23 protein-coding genes are annotated in these 22,952 nt (G+C 67.5%); 12 read left to right on the top strand and 11 right to left on the bottom strand.

Annotated elements, in window-relative coordinates; all coding sequences use genetic code 11:
• Positions 1–62 precede the first annotated feature (62 nt).
• Together lipA and F622_RS14170 are read left to right on the top strand one after the other, a co-directional pair.
• The gene (lipA, locus tag F622_RS0100780; protein ID WP_019571158.1) at positions 63–1,019 is read left to right on the top strand and encodes a lipoyl synthase; all 957 of its coding nucleotides are present in this window, start codon (positions 63–65) and stop codon (positions 1,017–1,019) included.
• Positions 1,020–1,427: 408 nt separating this feature from the next.
• Entirely contained in the window at positions 1,428–1,700 is a 273-nt protein-coding gene (locus F622_RS14170) for a hypothetical protein (RefSeq protein WP_081620957.1), read from the top strand.
• 225 nt (positions 1,701–1,925) lie between these two features.
• On the opposite strand, the gene lipB is transcribed toward F622_RS14170, so the two are convergent.
• The 9 genes from lipB to ppa form a co-directional block, all read right to left on the bottom strand.
• Positions 1,926–2,630: a lipoyl(octanoyl) transferase LipB gene (gene lipB / locus F622_RS0100775; RefSeq protein WP_019571157.1), complete on the bottom strand. Its 705-nt coding sequence runs from the start codon at positions 2,628–2,630 to the stop codon at positions 1,926–1,928.
• On the bottom strand, positions 2,627–2,890 hold the full coding sequence (locus F622_RS0100770; protein ID WP_018144082.1) for a YbeD family protein: 264 nt from the start codon (positions 2,888–2,890) through the stop codon (positions 2,627–2,629). Before F622_RS0100770 ends, lipB begins: the two co-directional genes overlap by 4 nt.
• The gene (locus tag F622_RS0100765) at positions 2,887–3,774 is read right to left on the bottom strand and encodes a D-amino acid aminotransferase (RefSeq protein WP_019571156.1); all 888 of its coding nucleotides are present in this window, start codon (positions 3,772–3,774) and stop codon (positions 2,887–2,889) included. Before F622_RS0100765 ends, F622_RS0100770 begins: the two co-directional genes overlap by 4 nt.
• A gap of 14 nt (positions 3,775–3,788) precedes the next feature.
• The gene (locus F622_RS0100760) at positions 3,789–5,036 is read right to left on the bottom strand and encodes a D-alanyl-D-alanine carboxypeptidase family protein (RefSeq protein ID WP_019571155.1); all 1,248 of its coding nucleotides are present in this window, start codon (positions 5,034–5,036) and stop codon (positions 3,789–3,791) included.
• Positions 5,037–5,121: 85 nt separating this feature from the next.
• Entirely contained in the window at positions 5,122–6,135 is a 1,014-nt protein-coding gene (locus F622_RS0100755) for a septal ring lytic transglycosylase RlpA family protein (RefSeq protein WP_081620956.1), read from the bottom strand.
• Positions 6,092–7,123, bottom strand: a complete 1,032-nt coding sequence (gene mltB / locus F622_RS0100750; protein WP_019571153.1) for a lytic murein transglycosylase B — start codon at positions 7,121–7,123, stop codon at positions 6,092–6,094. Before mltB ends, F622_RS0100755 begins: the two co-directional genes overlap by 44 nt.
• Positions 7,120–8,238 carry a rod shape-determining protein RodA gene (gene rodA / locus F622_RS0100745; protein ID WP_018144087.1) on the bottom strand — a complete coding sequence of 373 codons (1,119 nt, stop codon included), beginning with the start codon at positions 8,236–8,238 and terminating at the stop codon, positions 7,120–7,122. The genes mltB and rodA overlap by 4 nt, the downstream gene beginning before the upstream one ends.
• Complete coding sequence (gene mrdA / locus F622_RS0100740) at positions 8,235–10,112, bottom strand: penicillin-binding protein 2 (RefSeq protein WP_018938395.1); 1,878 nt, start codon at positions 10,110–10,112, stop codon at positions 8,235–8,237. The genes rodA and mrdA overlap by 4 nt, the downstream gene beginning before the upstream one ends.
• Before the next feature lie 113 nt (positions 10,113–10,225).
• The gene (ppa, locus tag F622_RS0100735; RefSeq protein WP_018144089.1) at positions 10,226–10,762 is read right to left on the bottom strand and encodes an inorganic diphosphatase; all 537 of its coding nucleotides are present in this window, start codon (positions 10,760–10,762) and stop codon (positions 10,226–10,228) included.
• 239 nt (positions 10,763–11,001) lie between these two features.
• On the opposite strand from ppa, the gene F622_RS0100730 reads away from it, so the two are divergent.
• From F622_RS0100730 to F622_RS0100695, 8 genes are read left to right on the top strand one after another with little or no spacing between them, the layout of a single operon-like run.
• On the top strand, positions 11,002–11,643 hold the full coding sequence (locus F622_RS0100730) for an adenylate kinase (RefSeq protein ID WP_018144090.1): 642 nt from the start codon (positions 11,002–11,004) through the stop codon (positions 11,641–11,643).
• A gap of 7 nt (positions 11,644–11,650) precedes the next feature.
• On the top strand, positions 11,651–13,900 hold the full coding sequence (locus F622_RS0100725; protein ID WP_019571152.1) for an LPS-assembly protein LptD: 2,250 nt from the start codon (positions 11,651–11,653) through the stop codon (positions 13,898–13,900).
• Positions 13,884–15,326 (top strand): peptidylprolyl isomerase, encoded by a 1,443-nt coding sequence (locus tag F622_RS0100720; protein WP_018951498.1) that lies wholly within the window; start codon positions 13,884–13,886, stop codon positions 15,324–15,326. The genes F622_RS0100725 and F622_RS0100720 overlap by 17 nt, the downstream gene beginning before the upstream one ends.
• Positions 15,292–16,350 (top strand): 4-hydroxythreonine-4-phosphate dehydrogenase PdxA, encoded by a 1,059-nt coding sequence (gene pdxA / locus F622_RS0100715; RefSeq protein ID WP_019571151.1) that lies wholly within the window; start codon positions 15,292–15,294, stop codon positions 16,348–16,350. The genes F622_RS0100720 and pdxA overlap by 35 nt, the downstream gene beginning before the upstream one ends.
• Entirely contained in the window at positions 16,347–17,150 is an 804-nt protein-coding gene (gene rsmA / locus F622_RS0100710; protein WP_018938391.1) for a 16S rRNA (adenine(1518)-N(6)/adenine(1519)-N(6))-dimethyltransferase RsmA, read from the top strand. Before pdxA ends, rsmA begins: the two co-directional genes overlap by 4 nt.
• Before the next feature lie 34 nt (positions 17,151–17,184).
• Positions 17,185–18,162 (top strand): glucokinase, encoded by a 978-nt coding sequence (locus F622_RS0100705; protein WP_019571150.1) that lies wholly within the window; start codon positions 17,185–17,187, stop codon positions 18,160–18,162.
• Positions 18,163–18,220: 58 nt separating this feature from the next.
• On the top strand, positions 18,221–18,619 hold the full coding sequence (gene apaG / locus F622_RS0100700) for a Co2+/Mg2+ efflux protein ApaG (protein WP_018144096.1): 399 nt from the start codon (positions 18,221–18,223) through the stop codon (positions 18,617–18,619).
• 9 nt (positions 18,620–18,628) lie between these two features.
• Positions 18,629–19,462 (top strand): symmetrical bis(5'-nucleosyl)-tetraphosphatase, encoded by an 834-nt coding sequence (locus F622_RS0100695; RefSeq protein WP_019567761.1) that lies wholly within the window; start codon positions 18,629–18,631, stop codon positions 19,460–19,462.
• A gap of 264 nt (positions 19,463–19,726) precedes the next feature.
• Here F622_RS0100695 and F622_RS14165 read toward each other — a convergent pair whose 3' ends face one another.
• Positions 19,727–19,984, bottom strand: coding sequence for a hypothetical protein (locus tag F622_RS14165; protein ID WP_081620954.1), 258 nt, complete (start codon positions 19,982–19,984; stop codon positions 19,727–19,729).
• 453 nt (positions 19,985–20,437) lie between these two features.
• Complete coding sequence (ilvA, locus tag F622_RS0100690; protein ID WP_018938388.1) at positions 20,438–21,952, bottom strand: threonine ammonia-lyase, biosynthetic; 1,515 nt, start codon at positions 21,950–21,952, stop codon at positions 20,438–20,440.
• A 103-nt stretch (positions 21,953–22,055) separates the two neighbouring features.
• Between ilvA and rpiA the strand changes: the two genes are divergently transcribed.
• The gene (gene rpiA / locus F622_RS0100685; protein WP_026313012.1) at positions 22,056–22,718 is read left to right on the top strand and encodes a ribose-5-phosphate isomerase RpiA; all 663 of its coding nucleotides are present in this window, start codon (positions 22,056–22,058) and stop codon (positions 22,716–22,718) included.
• Positions 22,719–22,737: 19 nt separating this feature from the next.
• Positions 22,738–22,947 (top strand): DUF2905 domain-containing protein, encoded by a 210-nt coding sequence (locus F622_RS0100680; protein ID WP_018168112.1) that lies wholly within the window; start codon positions 22,738–22,740, stop codon positions 22,945–22,947.
• The last annotated feature ends 5 nt before the right edge of the window (positions 22,948–22,952 follow it).

The following is a 22,952-nucleotide window of genomic DNA, read 5'->3' as shown; positions in this document are numbered from 1 at the left end:
GCACGCCCGATCGCCCCACACCGGCCGCACAACCCGGCCGCCACGAAATTCAGGGAAGGTCCATGGACACTCGAATCCGCCCCCAGCCCGGTGAAAAACAGCGCGCCGCCGACAAGGTCGCGCGCATCCCGGTCAAGATCCATCCCACCGAGAAGCCCCAGCGCAAGCCCAAGTGGATCCGCGCGCAAAGCCAGGCACGGCCCGAGGTACAGCGCATCAAGGGCATCCTGCGCGAGCAGAAACTGCACACCGTCTGCGAGGAGGCGAGCTGCCCGAACCTCGGCGAATGCTTCGCCCACGGCACCGCCACCTTCATGATCATGGGCGACATCTGCACCCGCCGCTGCCCGTTCTGCGACGTCGCCCACGGCCGCCCCGAGGCCCTGGACGCGGACGAGCCCCGTCACCTGGCCGAGACCATCCAGGCGCTTGGCCTCAAGTACGTCGTGATCACCTCGGTGGACCGCGACGACCTGCGCGACGGGGGTGCCGGGCACTTTGTCGACTGCATCCGCGAGGTGCGCTCCCTGAATCCGGGCATGAAAATCGAAATCCTCGTACCGGATTTTCGCGGTCGCATGGATCGCGCGCTCGAAATCATGCACCAGGCCCCGCCAGACGTCTTCAACCACAACCTGGAGACGGTCCCGCGCCTGTACCGCGAGGCCCGTCCGGGCGCCGACTACGCCTGGTCGCTGGAGCTGCTCCGGCAGTTCCGGGAACAGCACCCCGGCGTGCCGACAAAGTCGGGCCTGATGCTGGGGCTCGGCGAGACCCGTGAAGAACTGCTGGAGGTCCTGCAGGACCTGCGCGACCACGGCTGCGACATGCTGACCCTGGGCCAGTACCTGCAGCCGTCGCGCCATCACCTGCCGGTGACGCGCTTCCTCTCCCCCGAGGAGTTCGACGAGCTCGGCGACCGCGCCCGCGAGATGGGCTTCAAGCAGGTGGCCAGCGGCCCGATGGTCCGCTCGTCCTACCACGCCGACCTCCAGGCCCAGGGCCTCGAAACCGCCTGACCCGTCCCGGCCCCGGTGGCCCGTGCCACCGGCCCATCCAGCCCTGCATCGCGAACCTGGCCCGCTCGGCATCCGGTGTTGACGTGCCTCCGTCCACCGCCTGCCAGGCGCTCTCTCGCGAGCGCACCGCGCCCGTTGTCGATCAAAAACTGGCTTCTTTGCTCGTGCAAAGAAGTACCCAAGAAACACGCCCGACTGCCGCGACCCCGGCCCGCTACGCGGGCCGGGGTTTCCCTCGCTCCGAGGCTTTTCGCGGGCGGCGCTGAACTCGCTGCGCCTTCGGCTCCGCTCAGACATCCAGCGCCCCGTGTCTATTTAGAATCGTCCCGCGAAAACCCTCTCCACTCGGCGCGACGACAACGGGGAGGTAGGTCCAGACAACGGCTATCCCCGTGTTCTTGCCAGTGGATGATGGCTAGGTCTTTGGACATCTTCGGCACGCTCGGCCTGTGGCCGTTGCGTGTCGCGCCCGCAAAGCGGGCGCCGGGGGGCGTAGGATGTGATGAGCGCAGCGAATCGCATCAAGGTTTCGCACGGCGTGGGAGATTGTGCGTTTCGCTGCGCTCAACCGCACCCTACGGGATACCGTTTGTTTTGACCTTCCCCTCCCGTATGGAGCCCCTTGCGGAAGGGTCCTCGGGCCGGCCAGTTAAGAATAGACATGGGGCGCTGGATGTCTGAGCGGAGCCGAAGGCGCAGCGAGTTCAGCGCCGCCGGCCCGAGGGCCCTGGAGCAAGGTTCCCGGGCGGAATCCGGGTGCGCCTCGAAGAGTGCTTTCTTGGGCAAGCAAGAAAGCACCTCGCGGAGCGCTGGCGAGTCAGCGCACGGCAGGCGGCCGGACGAAGGCACGTAAACACCGGAGGATGAACCGGGACCAGCCCAGCCTTGGGAAGACCAGGCGACGTGTTACGGCGCCGGGCTGCGGCCCAATGCCTGCACGCGCACCAGTTCGGCGGGCAACGCCGCCTCATGCCGAAGCGCGACATCCGCCCCCTCGTACAGCTGGATGGCGAGATTCGCCAGGAGCGCGTCGCGAACGCGATCGATTGCGACCGGACCACCAAGCTGGACCTGCATGGAGGTCGTCGGCAGGCCCGCATAGCCACAGGGGTTGATGCGCGCAAACGGCGCCAGCACCGGCGCCACGTTCAGGGCGAGGCCATGGATGCTGCGGGCGTGGCGCACGCGCAAGCCGAGGGCCGCAATCTTCGCCTGCCCGACATAAACCCCGGGCGCGTTGGCCCGACGTTCGGCCTCGATACCCCATTGGGCAAGCGTATCGATGATGGCCTGTTCCAGGCACTCGACCAGACGGCGCACGCCGATCCCGAGGCGCTTCAAATCGAGCAGCGTGTAGATCACCAGTTGCCCGGGCCCGTGGTAGGTGACCTGACCACCGCGGTCGATCGCCACCACCGGCACGGCCCCGGGATCCAGCAGGTGTTCCGGACAGCCATTGCGCCCCTGGGTGAAGACCGGAGGGTGCTGCACGCACCACAGGGCATCAGAGGTATCGACCGCGCGCTCGCGCCCATGCAACTGCATCGCCTGCCATACCGGAACGTAGGGCTGCAGCCCCAGCTCGCGCACCTCGACCGGGGCCGGTGTCACAGGATCATGCGCACCCGGTCGCAGCGGCCAAGGGAGCGGTAGAAGGCGTCCAGTTGTGCCTGGCTCGTCGCGGTAAAGGTGATGGTGATGCCGACGTAACGGCCGGCGCGCGAGGCCCGTTGCTCGATCACCGCGTCATCGGCATCCAGGTGTTCGGCCACGCAACCTTCTACGGCCTCCATCAACTCTGGATGGGCATCCCCCATCACCTTCACCGGGAACCGGCAGGGAAATTCGATCAGGGTCTCGCGGTCACTCATGCGGCACCTCCGGACTGCATTGGCTCACTCACGGGCGCACCCGGCTTGGCAGCCTGATAGGCCGCATGGAGGGCCTTCCAGACCGGACCAGGATGTCCCGCACCCACGACCCGGTCATTGAGGCGCGTGACCGGGAGGATCTCGCGGGTCGAACTGGTCAGCCAGATCTCCTCGGCCCGTGCCAGCTCCGACTCGCTTACCGCGCACTCCTCCACCGGGTAGCCCAACTCGCGCGCCAGATCGAGAACCCGCGACCGCGTCACCCCGGGTAGCACCGAAGGCGCAAGTGGCGGCGTCACCAGACGGCCGTCGAGGACCACGAGGACGTTGCTGGCCGCACCCTCGGTGAGCTGTCCATCACGCAGCAGGATCGCCTCGACCGCACCCTGCTCGACCGCGGCCTGGCGGTTCAGGACATTGGCCAGCAACGTGGTCGCCTTGATGTCGCAGTGGCCCCAGCGGCGATCTTCGGCGGTCACGGCGGCCACACCCTCCGTGCGCACGGCCTCCGGTAGAGGACGGATCGGGCTCACCATCGCGAGGACCGTCGGCCGGGCATCCGGCGGGAAGGCATGATCGCGCGGGGCCACGCCGCGGGTCACTTGCAGGTACACCCCCAAATCCGGGGTAGCGGGATCGGCATTGCGCGCCAGCAGATCTTCCAGAAGCGCAGTCCACTGCCCCGCATCAAAGGGGCTGAGAATGCGGATGGCCGCGAGGGACCGATCCAGGCGCTCGAGATGCGCGGGGAGCATGAAGAATTCGCCCGCGTAGCTGGGAATCACTTCGTAGACCGAATCCCCGAACAGGAAACCGCGGTCCAGCGGCGAGATCCGCACCTGGTCCAGCGGCAGGTAGTCCCCGTTGAAGTAGGCAATACTCACGCGCAACCTGCGTGTCAGAACGGCCAGGCCGCCTGGATACCCAGCGCTGCCCCATCCCAAAGGCGGCGCACGAGGCCACCTTGCTCCACCGTGTGCAACGCAACCAGTGGCTGGGTACGGATCACTTCGCCATCCAGGCGCACGACCACCTCACCGACCGGGTCACCCGCCGCCAGCGGTGCCTCCAACGGCTGGTGCACCTCCATCGAGGCGTCCAGGTCGTCCTCACGCCCCGGCGGAACCATCACCCAGAAGTCCTCGGCCAGCCCCACGGCGACCTCGGTATCCGCCCCGCGGTAGACCCGTGGCGTTCCCAGTTCGTGCGCCCCTTCGAACAACTTGCGGGTCGCGGTGAAACGCATACCCCAGTTCACCAGCGCCTGGGATTCGTTCGCACGGCGGGTCCCGCCCTGCTGATGGTCGGCCGCCTCGATGCCCATCACCGCGGCCACCAGGCGACGATCATTGCGCTTGGCCGACGACACCAGGTTGTACCCGGCGCTCGAGGTCCAGCCGGTCTTCAGCCCATCAAAGCCGGAATCGCGCCACAGGAGCATATTGCGGTTGCTCTGGGAGATGTCGTTGTACTCGAAGGACCGCTCGCTGTAGTAGCCATAGAGATCCGGGAAATCGCGAATGAGCGCCCGCGCCAGCAGCACCATGTCCTGCGCAGTGGTGTACTGCGACTCCTCGGAAGGCAGGCCATGCGGGTTGGCAAAATAGGACTGGCGCATCCCCAGCTCACGAGCCTGGGAGTTCATCATGTCGACAAAGGCCCCTTCGGAGCCGGCCACATGCTCGGCCAGAGCGGTAGAGGCGTCGTTCCCGGACTGGACAATCATGCCACGCAACAGATCCTCGACCGCGACCTCCTCGCCGACCTCGATGAACATCCGCGATGCCCCGGTCATCCCGGTGCGCCAGGCACGCTCGCTCACCGTGACCATATCGTCCAGCGCCATGCGGCCCTCGGTGATCTCGCCGAACACCACGTAGGCAGTCATCACCTTGGTCAGGCTGGCCGGTTCGCGCTCCACTTGCGGCTCGCGACTGGCCAGCATCAGACCGGAGTCGAAGTCCATCAGCGCATAACTCCCCGCCGTCACATCCGATGGCGGGCGCGGGATCCCGCTGGGGGTGATCGCCCCATCCCCGGCCACGGGCAGTTGCTGTTCCTGCGCGTGCACCGGAGCAAGCGCCAGCATCGCGAGCAGGCAGGCCACCAGAAACGGCAAAAAGGGAATGCGGACGGACAGAGTCATGACAGGGAAGGACCTCCTTAAGGACCGGTCTACGATAGCAGAGTGGGGCCCGGGACGGGCCGGAAAAACAACAGCGGCAGAGCCTTTACTGGGCGTTCTCGACCACGCGGTAATCAACGTGCGCCGCACCCTGCAGGCGATCCGTGATCGCACGGACCTCATCGCCATCCTCCAGCGGGCCAATCCGCACGCGATGGAGTTCCGCACCGTCGTCCCGCCCCAGGGTGGAGATACGAACCGGGTCGAAACCCAGAGCGCGCAGATCTTCGCGCACCTGTTCCGCGGACTGGCGCTCGGAAAACGCCCCGACCTGGACAAAACGCCCGCCCCCGGCGCCCTCGCCGTTGGACCCGGCGGCGGGCATCCCGGAGTCTGCTGTCTCCGGCACCGGTTCGGGGGCTCGCTCGCCCCCCCGTTCCGGCGAGGTCACGGCGGCCACATCGACGACGGGCCCCGCTGCCGGCGCGGCCGCAACTCGGTCGTCGGGCCCAGTATCACCCGGCCCCACCGAGCGCACACGCACCCGAGCCACACCGGCATCGGTCATGTCGATGCGATGGGCCGCAGCGTAGGAAAGGTCGATGATGCGCCCATCCACAAATGGCCCGCGATCATTCACCCGCACCACCACCTGCTTGTTGTTCTCCAGGTTGGTGACTTCGACATAGCTTGGCAGCGGCAGAGACTTGTGTGCCGCCGTCATCGCATACATGTCATAGGGCTCGCCGCTGGACGTACGCCGGCCGTGGAATTTCGTGCCGTACCAGGAGGCAATGCCCTCTTCCTCGAAGCCGTCACTGGTCCGCAGGGTGCGATAACGCTGCCCGAACACCTCGTATTCCGACGGGTTGCCATAGCGGCTGGGCGGCTCGTTGCGCGGCTCCGGTTCCGGGATCAGGGCCAGGTCCTGCGGCACGTCGGCCGCATCGGGGTAACTGTCATAGGCGGCGTCACCCAGCGGGCGCGGGTCACGCTCCGGGGTACCGGAACAGCCAGCCAGCGCCAGCAACACAAACCCCAGCAGGAGCGCCCCGGGCGCAGGCCCGGAGGCCGGACTAGTCGGCCAGTGCCTCGGCAAGTTGGTGCACGGCCATCGCATACAGCGGGCTCCGGTTGTAGCGGGTAATCACGTAGAAGTTCGGGTATCCCAGGTAGTACTCGTAACCGTCATCGCCCTCGAGACGAATGAAGGAATACTCGCCATCCTCGTCCACGGCCTCGTCGGGATAAATGCCGTGCTCGGCCAGTTCGTCGAGACCGAAGCGAGCCTGATAGTTGCGACTGATCAGGGCCTCGTGGGCATCCCCCTCGACCCGCGCCTTCGCCACCACCGGCTCGCCATGGTTCCAGTGGTGCTCGCGAAAGTAGTTGGCCACCGAGCCGATCGCGTCCGGCCAGGAGTTCAACAGGTCACGCTGACCGGAGCCGTCGAAGTCCACTGCGTAGTGGCGATAGCTGGACGAGATGAACTGACCGCGCCCCATGGCCCCGGCGTAGGATCCGCGCGTCTCGCGCGGATCCAGGCCTTCCTCGTCCACCAGGGTCAGGAATTCACCCAGCTCGCGGCGGAAGAAATCCGACCGCGGCGGGTAGTCGAAGCCCAGGGTCACCAGGGCATCGAACACGCGGAAGCCGCCAGTGTTGCGGCCATAGTAGGTCTCGACCCCGATAATGGAGGCGATGATCTTCGGCTCCACACTAAAGCGATCCTCGGCGCGCTTGAGCCAGCGGCCGTGTTCTTCCATGAAGTCGCGACCGCGCTCGATGCGCTCGTCGGTGATGAAGATCGGACGATAGTCCTTCCACGGCCGCGCCTCGGCCGGGCTGGAGATCAGGTCGAGGATGCGCTGCTGGGGGTCGGCGGCGGCAAACATCGCCTCCAGCGCCTCGCGGTCGCGGCCGGCCTCCACCTGTTCGTCGATGAACGCCTGCACCTCGTCGCGCTCGAGATACGGCGGATCGCCGGCACGGAATTCGCTTTCGGCCGCGACCGGGAGGGACACGGCAGCCAGGGACAGGACCAGCCCCGTCCGTAACAGGGTCGGGCGGACAATGCGGGCCCACACGGGGCGCAAGTTCAGGCTCATCGATTCACCAGGCGTTTCTGGGAGGCTATGCTCATGAGAATACCGAAGGCGACCATAAGGGTCACCAGCGAAGTCCCCCCGTAACTGACGAGGGGCAGCGGCACGCCGACCACCGGCAACAGGCCGGTCACCATGCCGATATTGACCACCATGTAGACCGCAAAGGTCAGGCTGATACTCCCGCCCAGCAACCGGGCGTAGCGATCCTGTGCCAGCGCGGCGATCCAGAGCCCGCGCGCAACAATCGCAAAATACAGCAGCAGCAACAGCGCGACACCTATAAAGCCGAATTCCTCGGCGTAGACCGCAAAAATGAAGTCGGTGGAACGCTCGGGCAGAAACTCCAGTTGCGACTGGGTCCCGTTCAGCCAGCCCTTGCCATACAGCCCGCCGGACCCGATGGCGATCTTCGACTGGATGATGTGATAGCCGGCGCCCAGCGGATCGGACTCCGGGTTGAACAGCGTCAGCACCCGCTGGCGCTGATAATCCAGCATCTGCGACCACAGGATCGGGATGGCGGCGGCCGCCGTGACCCCAAGCCCAACGAACCAGCGCCAGCCCAGCCCCGCAAGAAAGATCACCAGGAACCCGGCGGCCCCGACCAGCATCGAGGTGCCCAGATCCGGTTGCTGCATGATCAGATAGACCGGCGCCAGGATCAGCGCCGCAGTCACCACCAGGTCTCGGAAGCGCGGACGACCATCCCGCTGGGACAGGTACCAGGCCACCATCATCGGCACCGCGAGCTTCATGATCTCCGAAGGCTGGAAGCGCATGAAGCCGAGATCCAGCCAGCGCTGCGCGCCCTTGCCAACATCCCCGACCCACATCACCGCCAGCAACAGCAGGACCCCGGCTACAAAGAGCCATGGCGAGATCGCGCGCAGGGCATGCATGGACACCTGGGCGACCAGCAGCATGGCGGCCACCCCCAGGCCGATCCGCATGACCTGTCGCTCCAGGGCGACCACGCTCTCGCCGGTGGCGCTGAACAGTACCGCCAGCCCCAGCAACAGAAGGATGGACAGCAGCACCAGCAGCACGCTGTCCAGGCGCAGGCTGCGCAGCGCCCACTGACTAACGGACATCTCGCGGCCGGTCACGCTGATCATTCGTCCTCCGGGACATCGATCGTCATGCCCGCCCCCTCCAGCAGGTAGGCGTCCAGGACCTCGCGGGCCACCGGCGCCGCCACCCGGCCACCGGAACCGCCGTGTTCCACCAGCACCGCCACCGCGATGCGCGGGTCCTCGGCCGGGGCATATCCGACGAACAGGGCATGGTCCCACAGGCGGCGCGCCAGTTCCTCCTCGTCGTATTCCTCGTCCTCGCCCAGACTGAACACCTGCGAGGTACCGGTCTTGCCGGCGATGGTGTACTCCGGCCGGGTACTTCCGATGCTACCCCAGGCGGTGCCATGACGCGCGTTCACGGCCTCCACCAGCGAGCCATGGATGGCGTCCCAGTGTTTCTCGTCGACCGTTACCGGATCCCGCAGCATGGGCAAGCGATATTCGGGTTCGCCCACTCCGTTGTCCATGGCGCGCAGCAGGTGCGGCTGATAGCGCTCGCCACGGGCCGCAAGGGCCGCCGTGAAGTCGGCCATCTGCAGGGGGGTCGACAGCATGTAGCCCTGGCCGATTGCGGTGATCAGGGTCTCGCCGGGAAACCACACCTGGTCATGCGTGGCCCGTTTCCAGTTGCGGCTGGGCAGGATGCCCGGGCGCTCCCCGGTGGAATCGATCCCGGTCCGCTGCCCGATCCCGAAGGCCCCCAGAATCGGGACCATGCGGTCGATCCCCATGGTGTGGGCCAGGTCGTAGAAATAGACGTCCGACGACACCGCGATGGCGCGCGACATGTCCACGCGACCATGCCCCTCGCGACGCCAGTCGCGATAGCGCCGCTCATGCCCCGGGAGCTGGAAATACCCGCGGGCGAACATCTCGCGCTCGGCGGTGGTCACCTCTTCGTCCAGGGCCGCCAGACCCACCAGCGGCTTGATCGTCGAACCCGGCGGGTACTGGCCACTCAGGGCGCGGTTGAACAGAGGCCGGCGATAGTCGTCACGCACCGCGGCAAAGTCGGCCTGCGAGATCCCGTGGACGAACGACTCGGGATCAAAACCGGGGGCGCTGACCAGCGCAAGCACCTCGCCATTATTCGGATCCACGGCCACAATGGCCCCGTCCCGCCCGGCCAACGCCCGATAGGCCGCCTGCTGCAGGTTGACGTCCAGGGTCAGGGTCAGGTCCGTGCCCGGTTGCGGCGGGGTCACCGAGAGTTCGCGGATCACGCGCCCCTGGGCGTTCACCTCCACCTGGCGATAGCCCGGCCGCCCGTGCAGCAGATCCTCGTAGTAGCGCTCGACGCCGCTCTTGCCGATATGCGAAGTGCCGGCATAGGCACGCCCGTCGACCCGCTGCAGGTCCTGCTGATTGATGCGCCCGACATAGCCGACCGCATGCGAGAACTTGGACCCCAGCGGATAGAACCGCAGCGGCCGCGCCTCGATCTCCACCCCGGGCAGCTCGTGGCGCGAAACCGCAATCCGCGCCACCGTCTCGTCGTCCAGGCCGGCCTTCAGCAACACCGGCTGGAACGGCCGCCGCTGACGCACCCCGCGCTGGAACCGCTCGACGTCCGCCTCGCTTAGCTCCACGTAACCGCGCAGGCGAGCGAGCAGGGAATCGAGATCGCCGGCCTGCTCGACCGTGACCTCCAGTTGATAGGAGGCGCGATTGCCCGCCAGAAGCACGCCATTACGGTCGCGGATCACCCCTCGAGTGGGGGCAATCGGTTCCACCCGCAGGCGGTTGTTCTCCGAGAGCGTGGTGAAGTGCGTGTGCGCACCGACCTGCAGGCCCGAAAGCCGCCAGCCCAGTGCCAGCAGAATGACCGCCAGGATCACCAGCGCCAGCAGGATGCGCACGGCAAAGCGTTCGCGGTCCTGCTGTTCCTCGCCGTAGGCGTCGCGTTCGGCCATTTCAGGGGGTCACGGGGCCGTGACCCCCACTGACCACCGCCCACGCAAAGACCGGACCGCCCCAAGGGGGTGGCCCGGCGCTGGCCTCGCGCTGCATGCAGCGGGTGGCGACGTCAGATCTTGCTCTTCTGGAAACGCTTGTAGCTGGCAACAATCTCCGCCTTGGCCGCCTCGGCGTCCGCCCAGCCCTCGACCTTGACCCACTTGCCCTTCTCCAGCTCCTTGTAGTGCTCGAAGAAATGCTTGATCGAGTCCAGCAGTTCCTGACCCACGTCCTCCGGCCCCTGGTACTTTTCGTACTGCGGATGCAGTTTGGTCACCGGCACGGCCAGGATCTTGGCGTCCACACCCGCCTCGTCGGTCATCTGCAACACGCCGATCGGACGCGAACGCACCACCGAACCCGGCATCAGCGGCACCGGGGTGACCACCAGCACATCCACCGGATCGCCGTCTTCCGACAGGGTGTGCGGAACAAACCCGTAGTTGCACGGATAGAACATCGCGACCGTCATGAAGCGATCAACCATCAGGGCCCCGCTGTCCTTGTCGATCTCGTATTTGACGGGCTGCCCGTGGGCGGGGATCTCGATCACGACGTTGACGTCATTGGGGAGATCCTTGCCGGCTTCGATCTGGTTCATGTCCATGCTTGCTTCCCAAAAGTTGGTTTGGCTAGCCGGGCATTATACAGGGGACACGCACCTCAAGGGCACCCGGCCAGCGGCCCCAACGGTTGCGGGCAAGCACCTTCAGGCGGTATAAGACCGCGCTCGGGAAACGGTTTGCGTCTTCAGTGACCAGCCCCGTTTCGCCACCGCCATTCACCGTGCCGCCCCCGTTCCCGGCTAGTCCTGCGGTTCGGCGCGGCACCCGGCAGGAGTCAGCTATGCGTATCGTCCTGATGGGCGCCCCCGGTTCCGGCAAGGGCACCCAGGCCAAGAAGATGGTCGCCACCTTCGGCATCCCCCAGATCTCCACCGGCGACCTGCTGCGTGCCGCCGTCGCCGCCGAGACGGAACTCGGCAAGCAGGCCAAGAGCGCGATGGATGCCGGCCAGCTGGTCCCCGACGACCTGGTGCTGGGGCTGATCCGCGATCGCCTGCAGGAACCCGATGCGCAGAAGGGTTTCATCCTCGACGGCTTCCCGCGCAACGTCGCCCAGGCCGAGGCCCTGGATACCATGCTGGCCGACATCGAGTCGCCGCTCGACCGCGCGATCCAGATCGACGTCCCGTTCGAGGAACTCAAGCAGCGCCTGACCGGGCGTGTCTCCTGCGGCGACTGTGGCGCAGTGTTCAACACCCATACCTTCCCGCCACAAAAGGAAGGCGTGTGCGACCTGTGCGGCGGTGACCTGGTCCACCGCGCGGACGACAACGAAGAGACCGTGGTCAACCGCCTCAAGGTCTACGAGGAGCAGACCCAGCCGCTGATCGAGTACTACGACGGTCATGGCCTGCTCAAGCACATCAACGGCACCCGCGACATCGAGCTGATCTTCGACGAGATCCGCCAGCTGCTGTCCTGAATTCGGGATGAGCCGCCGGCCCGCCAGCTCCGCGCCTCGCCGTCACCCGATCGCGCGGCAGGTCGCGGTGAGCCTGGGCTTGGCGGCCGCCGGCCTGATCCCCGTAACCGTTCCCGCCGACGACCGCCCATCGGGATGCGCGTTTGCCCCGGGGATCGAATGGCCCGAGCTGCGTACCCTCGAGGGCGGCCTGACCGAGATTGACGCCGATCACGTCCGCCGCGATGGCGAACGCATCTCGGCCACGGGCAACGTGCACCTGTTCGAGGCCGGGCGACGCCTGGATACCGACTTCCTCGAATACGATCGCGCCTCCGGCACTGCGCGCACCGAGGGCGACACCCGGCTGTTCGACGGCGACCTGCTGCTGCACACCGAGGGCGGCGAATATCGCCTGGACGCGGAGACCGGCGAGTTCCGCCGAATCGATTTCCTGGTGCAGTCCATCCCGGCACGCGGTAGCGCCGAACGCGGCGTTCAGCATGCCCCGCACCTCCACGACTTCGAGGACGCCGAATACACCACCTGCCCAGTGGGCAACGACTCCTGGTGGCTGCGCACCGGCGACCTGGAGCTGGACCGCGAAAGCGGCGTCGGCGTGGCCCGCAACGCGACGATCCGTTTCAAGGGTGTGCCCATCGCCTACACCCCGTACATCAACTTCCCACTGGATGATCGCCGCAAGAGTGGCTTCCTGCTGCCCAGTGCGGGTACCGGCGGGCGCACCGGGTTCGATCTCGCGACGCCCTGGTACTGGAACATCGCGCCCAACTACGACGCGACCTTTACCCCGCGCATCATGGCCGACCGCGGCGTGATGCTGGGCACCGAGTTCCGCTATCTGCAGCCCCGGCACCATGGTGTGCTTGACGTCCGCTACCTGCCGGATGACCGCGAGACCGGCGAAGACCGCCACTTCGCCCAGTGGCGCCACCAGACCCGGATCACCTCCAACCTGAACCTGCGCCTCGACGTCGCGGATGTCTCCGATCGGGAATACTTCTTCGATTTCGGCAACTCCGACCGCTACGCCGGTTCCACGCCCTACCTGCGACGCTCCGCCGACCTGACCTGGAACCAGCCGGCCTATCGCCTGCGCACGCGCATCGAGGACTACCAGATCGTCGACCCCGAGCTGAGTGCCGCCGGCGAGCCCTACCAGCGCCTGCCGCAGATCACCCTGGAGGCCGGGGAATACCTGGGCCACGGCCTGTCCTGGGACCTCGACACCGAACTGGTGCGTTTCGAGCGCAGTGAAGATCAGTCCGGGCGCCCGCTGGGCACCCGGCTCGACCTGAACCCCGAGGTGCGCTGGCGCCATGACACCGGCGGCTTCTTCTTCGAACCCGCCTTCGGGGTCCGTCACACCCGCTACGAGCTGGACCGCCGCGGCCGGACCGGTCCGGAATCGATCAGCCGCACCGTGCCGCGCGCCTCCATCGACACCGGACTGATCTTCGAACGTCCGATCGCGGACGGCCAGCGCCTGCAGACCCTCGAACCGCGCATCTTCTACGGCTACGTGCCCTACCGCGACCAGAATGACATCCCGATCTTCGATACCGGCGAGGCCGACTTCAGCTTCGACAACCTGTTCAGCCTGGACCGCTTCGTCGGCGCCGACCGGGTGGGCGACACCCATCAGGTCACCACGGCCCTGACCACGCGCATCTTCGACCAGCAGACCGGGCGCGAACGCCTGAGCCTGTCTGCCGGGCAGATCCACTATCTGGAAGACCGCGAGGTCCGCCGGCGCCCGGGAGATGACCCACTATCCGAGTCACGCTCCGATCTCGCGCTGGAAGGCCGGGTCCGCATCGGCGATGCATGGGACGGCCGCGGATCCATCCTCTACAACCAGGATGCCGGCGAGACCACCTTGGCGGCGGTCTCGGTCGGCTACAGCCCGCGCGAACGCGCCCGGATCAACGTGGGCTACCGCCAGCGCGAGGCCGGCGCCCGCTCCATCGACCAGACCGATGTCTCCGTGATGTGGCCGGTCACCGAGCGCATCGACGCCATCGGGCGCTGGAACTACAGCCTGCAGGAGGAACGCGATCTCGAACTTCTGGCCGGGCTTCAGTATCGTAGTTGCTGCTATGGTATCCGCGTGGTCGCACGCCGCGCGTACTCCTTCGACGAGACCTACGACAACTCGATCTACTTCCAACTCACGCTGGACGGCCTGGCACGGTTCGATTCCGGCGTGGATTCGCTATTGCGCGAGGGTATTGCCGGATATGACGCACGTCCCTGAACAACGCCGCCGCGGCAAGGCCCGCGCCCTGCTGCCGCTGCTGGCCGCCCTGGTCTACGGCCTCGGCCTGCCGGCGATGGCCCAGACGACCGCGCCCGCGGCCGGCGACCTCTCGCAGGGCGCGGTCGAGGCCCCGGTCACCCCCGGGGCCGCCCGCGACAGCGGGGCCCCGGCCGCCCCCATCACCCCGGAGGGCGACCGCTTCACCGACCGCATCCTGGCCGTGGTGGGCGACGACGTGATCACCCAGCGCGAGCTGGTGGAACGCATGAACCTGATCGCCCAGCAGATGGTCGAGCGCGGCACCCGCCCGCCGGATCAGGACACCCTGGCGCGGCAGGTCATGGAGCGCCTGATCGTCGAGCGCGTGCAGCTGCAGGAAGCCGAGCGCGTCGGCATCAATATCGACGAGATGACCCTGAACCGCGCGATGGAAAACATCGCCCGCGAGAACCGCATGACCCTGCCGCAACTGCGCCAGGCCCTGATGCAGGACGGGGTGGACTTCAACGCCTTTCGCGAACAGATCCGCCACGAACTGACCGTGAACCAGCTGCAGCGCCGCCAGGTCGATCAGCGCATCCGCGTCTCCGACCCGGAGATCGCCGACCTGATCGCCTCCGAGAGCGGCGCGATCGACCGCGGCGTGCGCTACCGCATCGCACAGATCATGGTCCCCCTGCCCCAGGGCGCGGATGCCAGCCAGATCGCCGAGGCACGCGAGAAGGCCGAAGCGCTGCGCCAGCGCGTGCGCGAGGGCGAGGACTTCGCCACCGTCGCGATCAGCGAGTCCCAAGGCCCTCAGGCCCTGGAAGGCGGCGACCTCGGCTGGCGCTCGGCCGGCGAAATCCCCGGGATGTTCGCCCGCGAAGCGGTGCTGATGCGCACAGGCGAGATCAGCGAGGTCCTGCGTTCGCCCGGCGGCTTCCACATCATGAAACTGCTGGACCGCGAGGGCGGCGACCAGACGCGCGTGCAGCAGACCCGCGTGCGCCATATCCTGATCAGCCCGGACCAGGTGCGCAGCGACGAGGACGCCCGCCGCCAGGCGCAGTCGCTATACAACCGCATCCGCGAGGGCGCGAGCTTCGAGGACCTGGCACGCGCCAACTCGGACGACCCCGGCTCGGCCGCCCAGGGCGGCGCCCTCGGCTGGGTCAGCCCGGGCGAACTGGTGCCCGGCTTCGAGGAGGCCATGGACGCCCTGGAACCGGGCGTGGCCAGCGAACCGGTGGAGAGCCAGTTCGGCTGGCACATCATCGAGGTCCTGGAACGCCGCGAGGTCGACACCTCGCGCGAACAGATCCGGGCCCGTGCCCGCGAGATCCTGCAAAACCGCAAGCGCGAGGAAGAACTCGAGTTGTGGCTGCGCCGCCTGCGGGACGAGGCCTATGTCGAATACCGGGTCGACGGCTTCGGCTCCTGATCCGCGCGGGGCCCACGCGGTCCCGCGCCTGGCCCTGACCGCCGGCGACCCCGCCGGCATCGGGCCCGATCTCCTGATCGCAATGGCCCGGCAGCGCGGCCACGCGCAGCGCGTCGCCATCGCCGACCCGGACGTCCTCGAGGCCCGTGCCCGCCAGCTCGGCGAGTCCCTGCGCCTGATCCACTTCGACCCGGAACGCCCGCGCGCGGTCACCCCGGCCCACACCCTGGAGATCCTGCCCGTACCGGTGGCAACCCCGGTGGTCGCCGGCACCCTGGACCCGGCCAACGCCGAGCACGTGCTGGCCTTGCTGGCCACGGCCGCCACCGGCTGCCTCGACGGCACCTTCGAGGCAATGGTCACCGGTCCGGTGCACAAGGGCGTAATCAACCGCGCCGGGATCGCCTTTAGTGGTCACACAGAGTGGCTTGCCGAGCGCGCCGGCGCGCCGATGCCGGTGATGCTGCTGGCCACCGAGGGCCTGCGGGTCGCGCTGGTCACCACCCACCTGCCACTGCGCGCGGTCCCCGACGCCATCAGCGCAGACCGCCTGGAGGCCGTGACCCGCGTCCTGCATCACGACCTGCAGCGCGACTTCGGTATCGCCGACCCGGTGATCGCCGTCTGCGGGCTGAACCCGCATGCCGGCGAGGATGGTGTCCTCGGACGCGAGGAGATCGAGATCATCACCCCCACCCTGGACCGCCTGCGGGAAGCCGGCATGCGTCTGCGCGGGCCACTCCCGGCCGACACCGCATTCACCCCGCGCGCCCTGCACGGCGTCGACGCCGTGCTCGCCATGTACCACGATCAAGGACTGCCGGTGCTCAAGCATGCCGGCTTCGGCAGCGCCATCAATGTCACCCTGGGCCTGCCCTTCATCCGCACCTCCGTGGACCACGGCACGGCACTGGATCTGGCCGGCACCGGGCGCGCCGAGGTCGGCAGCTTCCAGGCCGCCGAACGCCTGGCCGAAACCCTCGCGGCGCGAGCCGCCGCACGCCGGAGCACCCCCAGGGCATGACCCGAATCAAGACCTCGTCGCCGATCCGCAAGCGTTTCGGCCAGAACTTCCTCCACGATGCCGGCATCCTCGCGCGCATCGTCGCGGCGATCGCCCCGCAACCCGGCGATGCCGTGCTGGAGATCGGTCCTGGCCGTGGCGCCCTGACGGCCGCCCTGCTGGAGCGCCTGGAGCATCTGGTCGCGGTGGAGATCGACCGCGACCTGGCGGCCGGCCTGCGCGCCGGCTTCCCCCCAGAACGCCTGGACCTGCACGTGGGCGACGCCCTGCATATGCAGCTATCCGACCTCGGCGCGTTGCCCGAGCGGGGTTGGCGTGTGGTCGGCAATCTGCCCTATAACATCTCCACCCCGTTGATGTTCCACCTGCTGGATCAGGTCGGCGCCATCCGCGACATGCACTTCCTGCTGCAACGCGAGGTCGTGGAGCGCATGACTGCCGCCCCCGGCAGCAAGCGCTACGGGCGCCTGACGGTGATGCTGGCCGCCCGCGCCGAGGCGACCGCCCTGTTCACCGTGCCCCCCGGGGCCTTCCACCCCCCACCCAAGGTCTACTCCAGCGTCGTGCGCATCACGCCCCTGGCCGAACCGCGCGTCGCGCCGACGCTGTACCCAACCTTCGCGCGGGTGGTCAACCAGGCATTCTCCAGCCGCCGCAAGACCCTGCGCCGCGGTCTCTCCGGCCTGGCCGAGATCGCCGACCTCGAGGCCGCCGGCCTGGATCCGGGCGAGCGCCCGGAGAACATCGACATCACCGGCTTCGAAGCCCTGGCTCGACGCCTCCACCCCGCCACCCCCTGAACAGCCGGCGGCCGCGATCCGCTACCATGGGCCCATGGACCTGATCGTTGCCGATGTTGGCGGGACCAATACCCGCGTTGCCCGCGCCCACCGCGATGCGGACGGGTGGTCTTTGCACGAGGGCGAGCGCTACCGCAGCCGCGAACACCCCGACCTGGCCAGCATCCTCGAACGCTGGCGCACCGAGGTTGCGACAGTGGATACCTTTGCTGCGGCGGGTCTGGCGGTGGCCGGCCCCGTGCATCACGGCCGGGCGCGCGTCACGAACCTGCCCTGGACGGCGCTGGACACCACCACGCTCGCGGATCACCTGGGGCTGCCCGTCACCCTGTTGAATGACTTTGCCGCCATCGGCGCGAGCCTCGACGCCCTGCAGCCACAGGACTGCGAAACCCTGCAGGAAGGAGCGCACGATCCCGCCGGCCTGCGCCTGGTCGCGGGCGCCGGTACCGGGCTCGGCACCTGTCTGGTGGGCCCGCCCGGCGCCGCCACCATCTTTCCCGGCGAGGGCGGCCACGCGCGCTTCTCGCCCAGCGGGGCGGAGGAGGCCGCACTGGGCGATTTCGTGGCCCGCGAACTGGGATACTGCACACGCGAGCATCTACTCAGCGGTCGCGGGATCGCCCGCATCGGGCATTTCGAGCTCGATCGCCAGCCTGACCCCGAATTGGCGCAGGCCCTGGAGACCGCCGAACCCGCCGCGGCGATTGGCGAACTGGCGCTCGCCGGGCACCCCGCGGCTCAAGCCGTCATCGATCGCTTCGTCGGCATCTACGCCGGGCAACTGGCGGACATGGCCCTGACCGCACTCCCCACCGGGGGGGTCTTCCTGGCCGGTGGCATCGCCCCGCGCTGGCTCGAGACGTTCCGCGGACCACGCTTTCGTAGCACCTTCCGTAATCGCCCACCGATGACCCACTTGCTTGAGCAATTGCCCGTGGCCCTTATCATGCACCCCGAACCGGGCCTGCTCGGCGCTGCCGTTTACGCCAGCCGGTCCGTGAAACCCTGATGCCGGGCCTGCCCCGCGCACGGGCGTTTCCCGCTCACGAATCTGGAGCCGCAACCGCATGAACCAGCCCCAAGAGCACGACACCGAAGCCCACACCATCGAGATCGAGGTCTCCACTGCCTATGTGGAAGACCAGTCGGAACCCGATGACGACCGCTATGTCTTCGCCTATCACGTGGTGATCCGCAACGCGGGGGCGCTGACCGTGCAACTGCTCAACCGCCACTGGATCATCCGCGATGGCCGCGACCAGACGCAGGAGGTACGCGGCGAGGGCGTGATCGGGGAACAGCCCAGCATCGAGCCCGGTGACAGTTTCGAGTACACCAGTGGCACGGTGATCGAGACCCCGGTGGGCACCATGGAAGGCAGCTACGGCATGCGCGACGAACGCGGCAACACCTTCGACGCGCCAATCCCGCCGTTCACCCTATCCGTCCCGCGCACGCTGCACTAGGCCGGCCCGATGGCCCTCTACGCAGTCGGCGACCTCCAGGGCTGCCTGGCCCCGCTGGAACGCCTGCTGGAGCAGGTGCGCTTCGACCCGGCGGCCGACCATCTATGGCTGGTCGGCGACCTGGTCAACCGTGGCCCGGACTCGCTCGGCTGCCTGCGCCGGGTCCGGGCGCTGGGGGATGCCGCGACCACAGTACTGGGCAACCACGACCTGCACCTGCTGGCCACCGCGGAAGGCGTGCGCCCCCCCGGCGGCAAGGACACCCTGCGCCCGGTGCTGGACGCCCCGGATGCCGCCGACCTGCTGGACTGGCTGGCGCGGCGCCCGCTACTGCATTCCGACGCGTCCAGCGGCTGGACCCTGGTGCATGCGGGCCTCCCGCCGGCCTGGGACCCGGACACAGCGCAGACCGAGGCACGGCGCGTGGAGGCCGATCTACGCGACCCCGCCCGCCGTCAGGCGCTGTTCGAGGTCATGTACGGCGATGAACCGACGCTGTGGGGCCCCGATCTCGACGGCTACGACCGCTCCCGCTACACCATCAACGCCTTCACCCGCATGCGCTACATCACCGCCGACGGTGCGCTGGAATTCGCCGGCAACGGCCCGCCGGAAGAGGCCCCATCCGGCCTCACCCCCTGGTTCCAGGTACCCGGCCGCGCGGCCGCCGGCCACCCGATCGTGTTCGGCCACTGGGCCGCCCTCGGACATCGCGTCGGGCCGGACTGGCTGGCCCTGGACAGCGGCTGCGTCTGGGGCAACCGCATGACCCTCGCCCGCCTTGACAACACCGACGGCGATCCCGCCCGCGTGACGACCTGGCAAACGCCCTGCCCCGCCTGACCCGGCCGCTACCGCGCAGCACCTTCCAGGCACCCGCCTTCCATCCGGCCGCATATGCCATGTTGTGGCTGGCCATGGTTCATCGCTCGGTGTTTACGGTGGCTTCGGTCCGCATACTGCCATGCGCTCTCTCGCGAGCGCACCGCGAGGTACTTTCTTGCTTGCCCAAGAAAGTACCCTTCGAGGCGCACCCGGATTCCGCCCGGGAACCTTGCTCCAGGGTCCTCGGGCCGGCGGCGCTGAACTCGCTGCGCTGGGCTCCGCTCAGACATCCAGCGCCTTCTCCCGGCCCGAGGACCCTTCCGCAAGGGGCTCCATACGGGAGGCGAAGGTCAAAACCGACGGTATCCGGTAGGGTGCGGTTGAGCGCAGCGAAACGCACCGTTCCCCACGTCGTGCGAAACCCTGATGCGATTCGCTGCGCTCATCACATCCTACGCCCCCCGGCGCCCGCTGCGCGGGCGCGGCATGCAACGGCCACAGGCCGAGCGTGCCGAAGATGTCCGAAGACCTAGCCATCATCCACTGGCAAGAACGCCGGGATCGCCGTTGTTTGGACCTACCTCCCCGTTGTCGTCGCGCCGAGTGGAGAGGCTTTTCGCGGGACGATTCTAAATAGACACGGGGCGCTGGATGTCTGAGCGGAGCCGGAGGCGTAGCGAGTTCAGCGCCGCCCGCGAAAAGCCTCGGAGCGAGGGAAACCCCGGCCCGCGCAGCGGGCCGGGGTCGCGGCAGTCGGGCGTGTTTCTTGGGTACTTCTTTGCACGAGCAAAGAAGCCAGTTTTTGAGCGACAACGGGCGCGGCGCGCTGGCGAGTCAGCGCATGGCAGGCGGCGAACCGAAGCCACCGTAAAACACCGGAGGACGAACCAGGGCCAGCCACACGAAGGCAGGCGACCCCACACGCATCTGCGGCCCTAGAGATCGGACGAAGAGCCTGGCCTGCCTGGCCAGGGATCGCCAGGCGAGACGCAATCAGCGCAGAAAGAGGGAGTAGGCCGGATTCCCGGTCTCCTCGTGCCATGGATACCCGACCTCCTTCAGAAACTCGCGGAACCGCGCCCGATCCTCGGCGGGGATCTGCATGCCGACCAGCACGCGGCCATAGGCGGCACCATGGTTGCGATAGTGGAACAGGCTGATGTTCCAGGTCTGGCCCATGTGCGTCAGGAAATTCAGCAGCGCGCCGGGGCGCTCCGGGAACTCGAAGCGGTAGATCCGTTCGTTGCGGACCTCGCCACCGTGGCCGCCGACCATGTGCCGGAGGTGGAGCTTGGCCACCTCGTTCTCGGTCATGTCCAGAACGTCGTAACCCGCCTCCTCCAGGGCCGCCAGGATTTCCTGGCGCTCGGCGTCGCCCCCCTCCAGTTTGATACCGGCAAAGACCTGGGCCTTCTCGTCATCCGCGTAGCGGTAGTTGAATTCGGTGACCCCGCGCTTGCCGATGGCCTGACAGAACTGACGAAAGCTACCCGGACGCTCGGGGATGGTGACCGCAAACAGGGCCTCGCGATGCTCGCCGATCTCGGCGCGCTCGGCCACGTGGCGCAAGCGATCGAAGTTGATATTGGCCCCGCTGAGTACCGCCGCCAGGTTCGCGCCCTGCAGGCCCTCGCGCTGGATGTACTGCTTCATCCCGGCCACCGCGAGGGCCCCGGCCGGCTCGGCCACCACGCGGGTGTCATCGAAGATGTCCTTGATGGCCGCGCAAATGGAGTCGGTGTCCACGAGGAGGACCTCGTCAATCAGGTCGCGGCACAGACGGAAGGTCTCCTTGCCGACCTGACGCACAGCCGCACCGTCGGCAAAGATCCCGACCTGCTTGAGGGTGACCCGGCGGTTCTGTTGCAGCGCCTTGTACATCGAGGGCGCATCGTCCGGCTCCACGCCGATGACCTTGATCTCCGGACGCAGGCGCTTGATGTAGGCGGCCATGCCGGCCGCCAGTCCGCCCCCCCCGATGCACACGAACACCGCGTCCAGATGACCCGGGTGCTGGCGCAATAGCTCCATCGCCACCGTGCCCTGCCCGGCGATCACGTCGGGATCGTCGAACGGATGGATGAAGGTGTAGCCGTGTTTCTGTTCCAGTTCGCGGGCGTGGGCGGCCGCCTCGTCGAAGGAGTCGCCGTGCAGCACAGCCTTGCCACCGAACCGGCGCACCGCGTCGATCTTGATCGACGGCGTGGTCACCGGCATCACGATCACGGCCTTGATGCCGAGGTGACTGGCCCCCAGCGCAACCCCCTGCGCATGGTTGCCGGCGGAGGCGGCGACCACGCCCTTTGCGCGCTGCTCCGGGGTTAGCTGGGCGATCTTGTTGTAGGCGCCACGCAGCTTGAACGAGAACACCGGCTGCAGATCTTCGCGCTTCAGCCACAACGTGGAGCCAAGGCGCTCCGACAGATTCGGCATCGGGTCCAGTGGCGTCTCGCGCGCAACATCGTAGACGCGCGCCGTCAGGATCTTCTCGAGATAGGGGAATTTCATGGCCCAAACGATAGCATGCGAGGCCTTAACGCTTCCGCTTGTCCCGGGGACGGAGCAGTCGGTATCCTCAATGGGTTACGGACAGAATATTCGGGAGACGGTGATGAATCAGGACGAAATGAAAAAGGCAGTCGCCGAGGCGGCGCTGGAACGGATCGAGAGCGGCTGGATCGTGGGTGTGGGCACCGGTTCCACCGCGAACTACTTTATTGACGCCCTGGCCGGCATCAAGGGCAAGATCGATGGCGCCGTGGCCTCCAGCGAGGCCAGCGCCGAGCGCCTGCGCGGCCACGGTATCGAGGTACTGGACCTGAACTCCGCCGGTCCGCTGCCGATCTACGTCGACGGGGCCGACGAGGCGACCCGGCATCTGCACCTGACCAAGGGCGGCGGCGGCGCGCTGACCCGCGAAAAGATCGTCGCGGCGGCGTCGAAGACCTTCGTCTGCGTGGTCGACGAGACCAAGGTCGTCGATTATCTCGGCGCCTTCCCGCTACCGATCGAGGTCATCCCGATGGCGCGCAGCCACGTGGCCCGCGCCCTGTCGAAGCTGGGCGGCAACCCGGAACTGCGCGAGGGCTTCAAGACCGACAACGGCAACGTGATTCTCGACGTGCACAACCTGCGCATCATGAACCCGGTTGAGCTCGAATCCGAGCTGGACCATATCGCCGGCGTCGTGACCAACGGACTGTTCGCCCGCCGTTCGGCGGATGTCATGCTGGTGGGCTCCGCCTCAGGCGTCGAGGAGATGACCGCCGGTTAAGCGGATCGAGTCCGCCACGGTGAACGCGACGGGCAAATGGCTGATCATCATCGGCGGGCTGATCGTCCTGATCGGTCTGCTGTGGCCGTGGCTCGGAAAAATCCCCTGGGGCCGGCTCCCGGGTGACATCGTGATCGAACGCGAGAACGCCCGCTTCTACTTCCCGCTCACCACGATGATCATCGTCAGCGTGGGGATCACGATCCTCCTGGCGCTGTTTCGTCGCTGATACCG

The organism is Thioalkalivibrio sp. ALMg3, assembly GCF_000381225.1.
Classification (GTDB): domain Bacteria; phylum Pseudomonadota; class Gammaproteobacteria; order Ectothiorhodospirales; family Ectothiorhodospiraceae; genus Thioalkalivibrio; species Thioalkalivibrio versutus.
The sequence above is the reverse complement of the archived record's forward strand: the minus strand, read 5'-3'. Positions and strand labels throughout refer to the sequence as shown.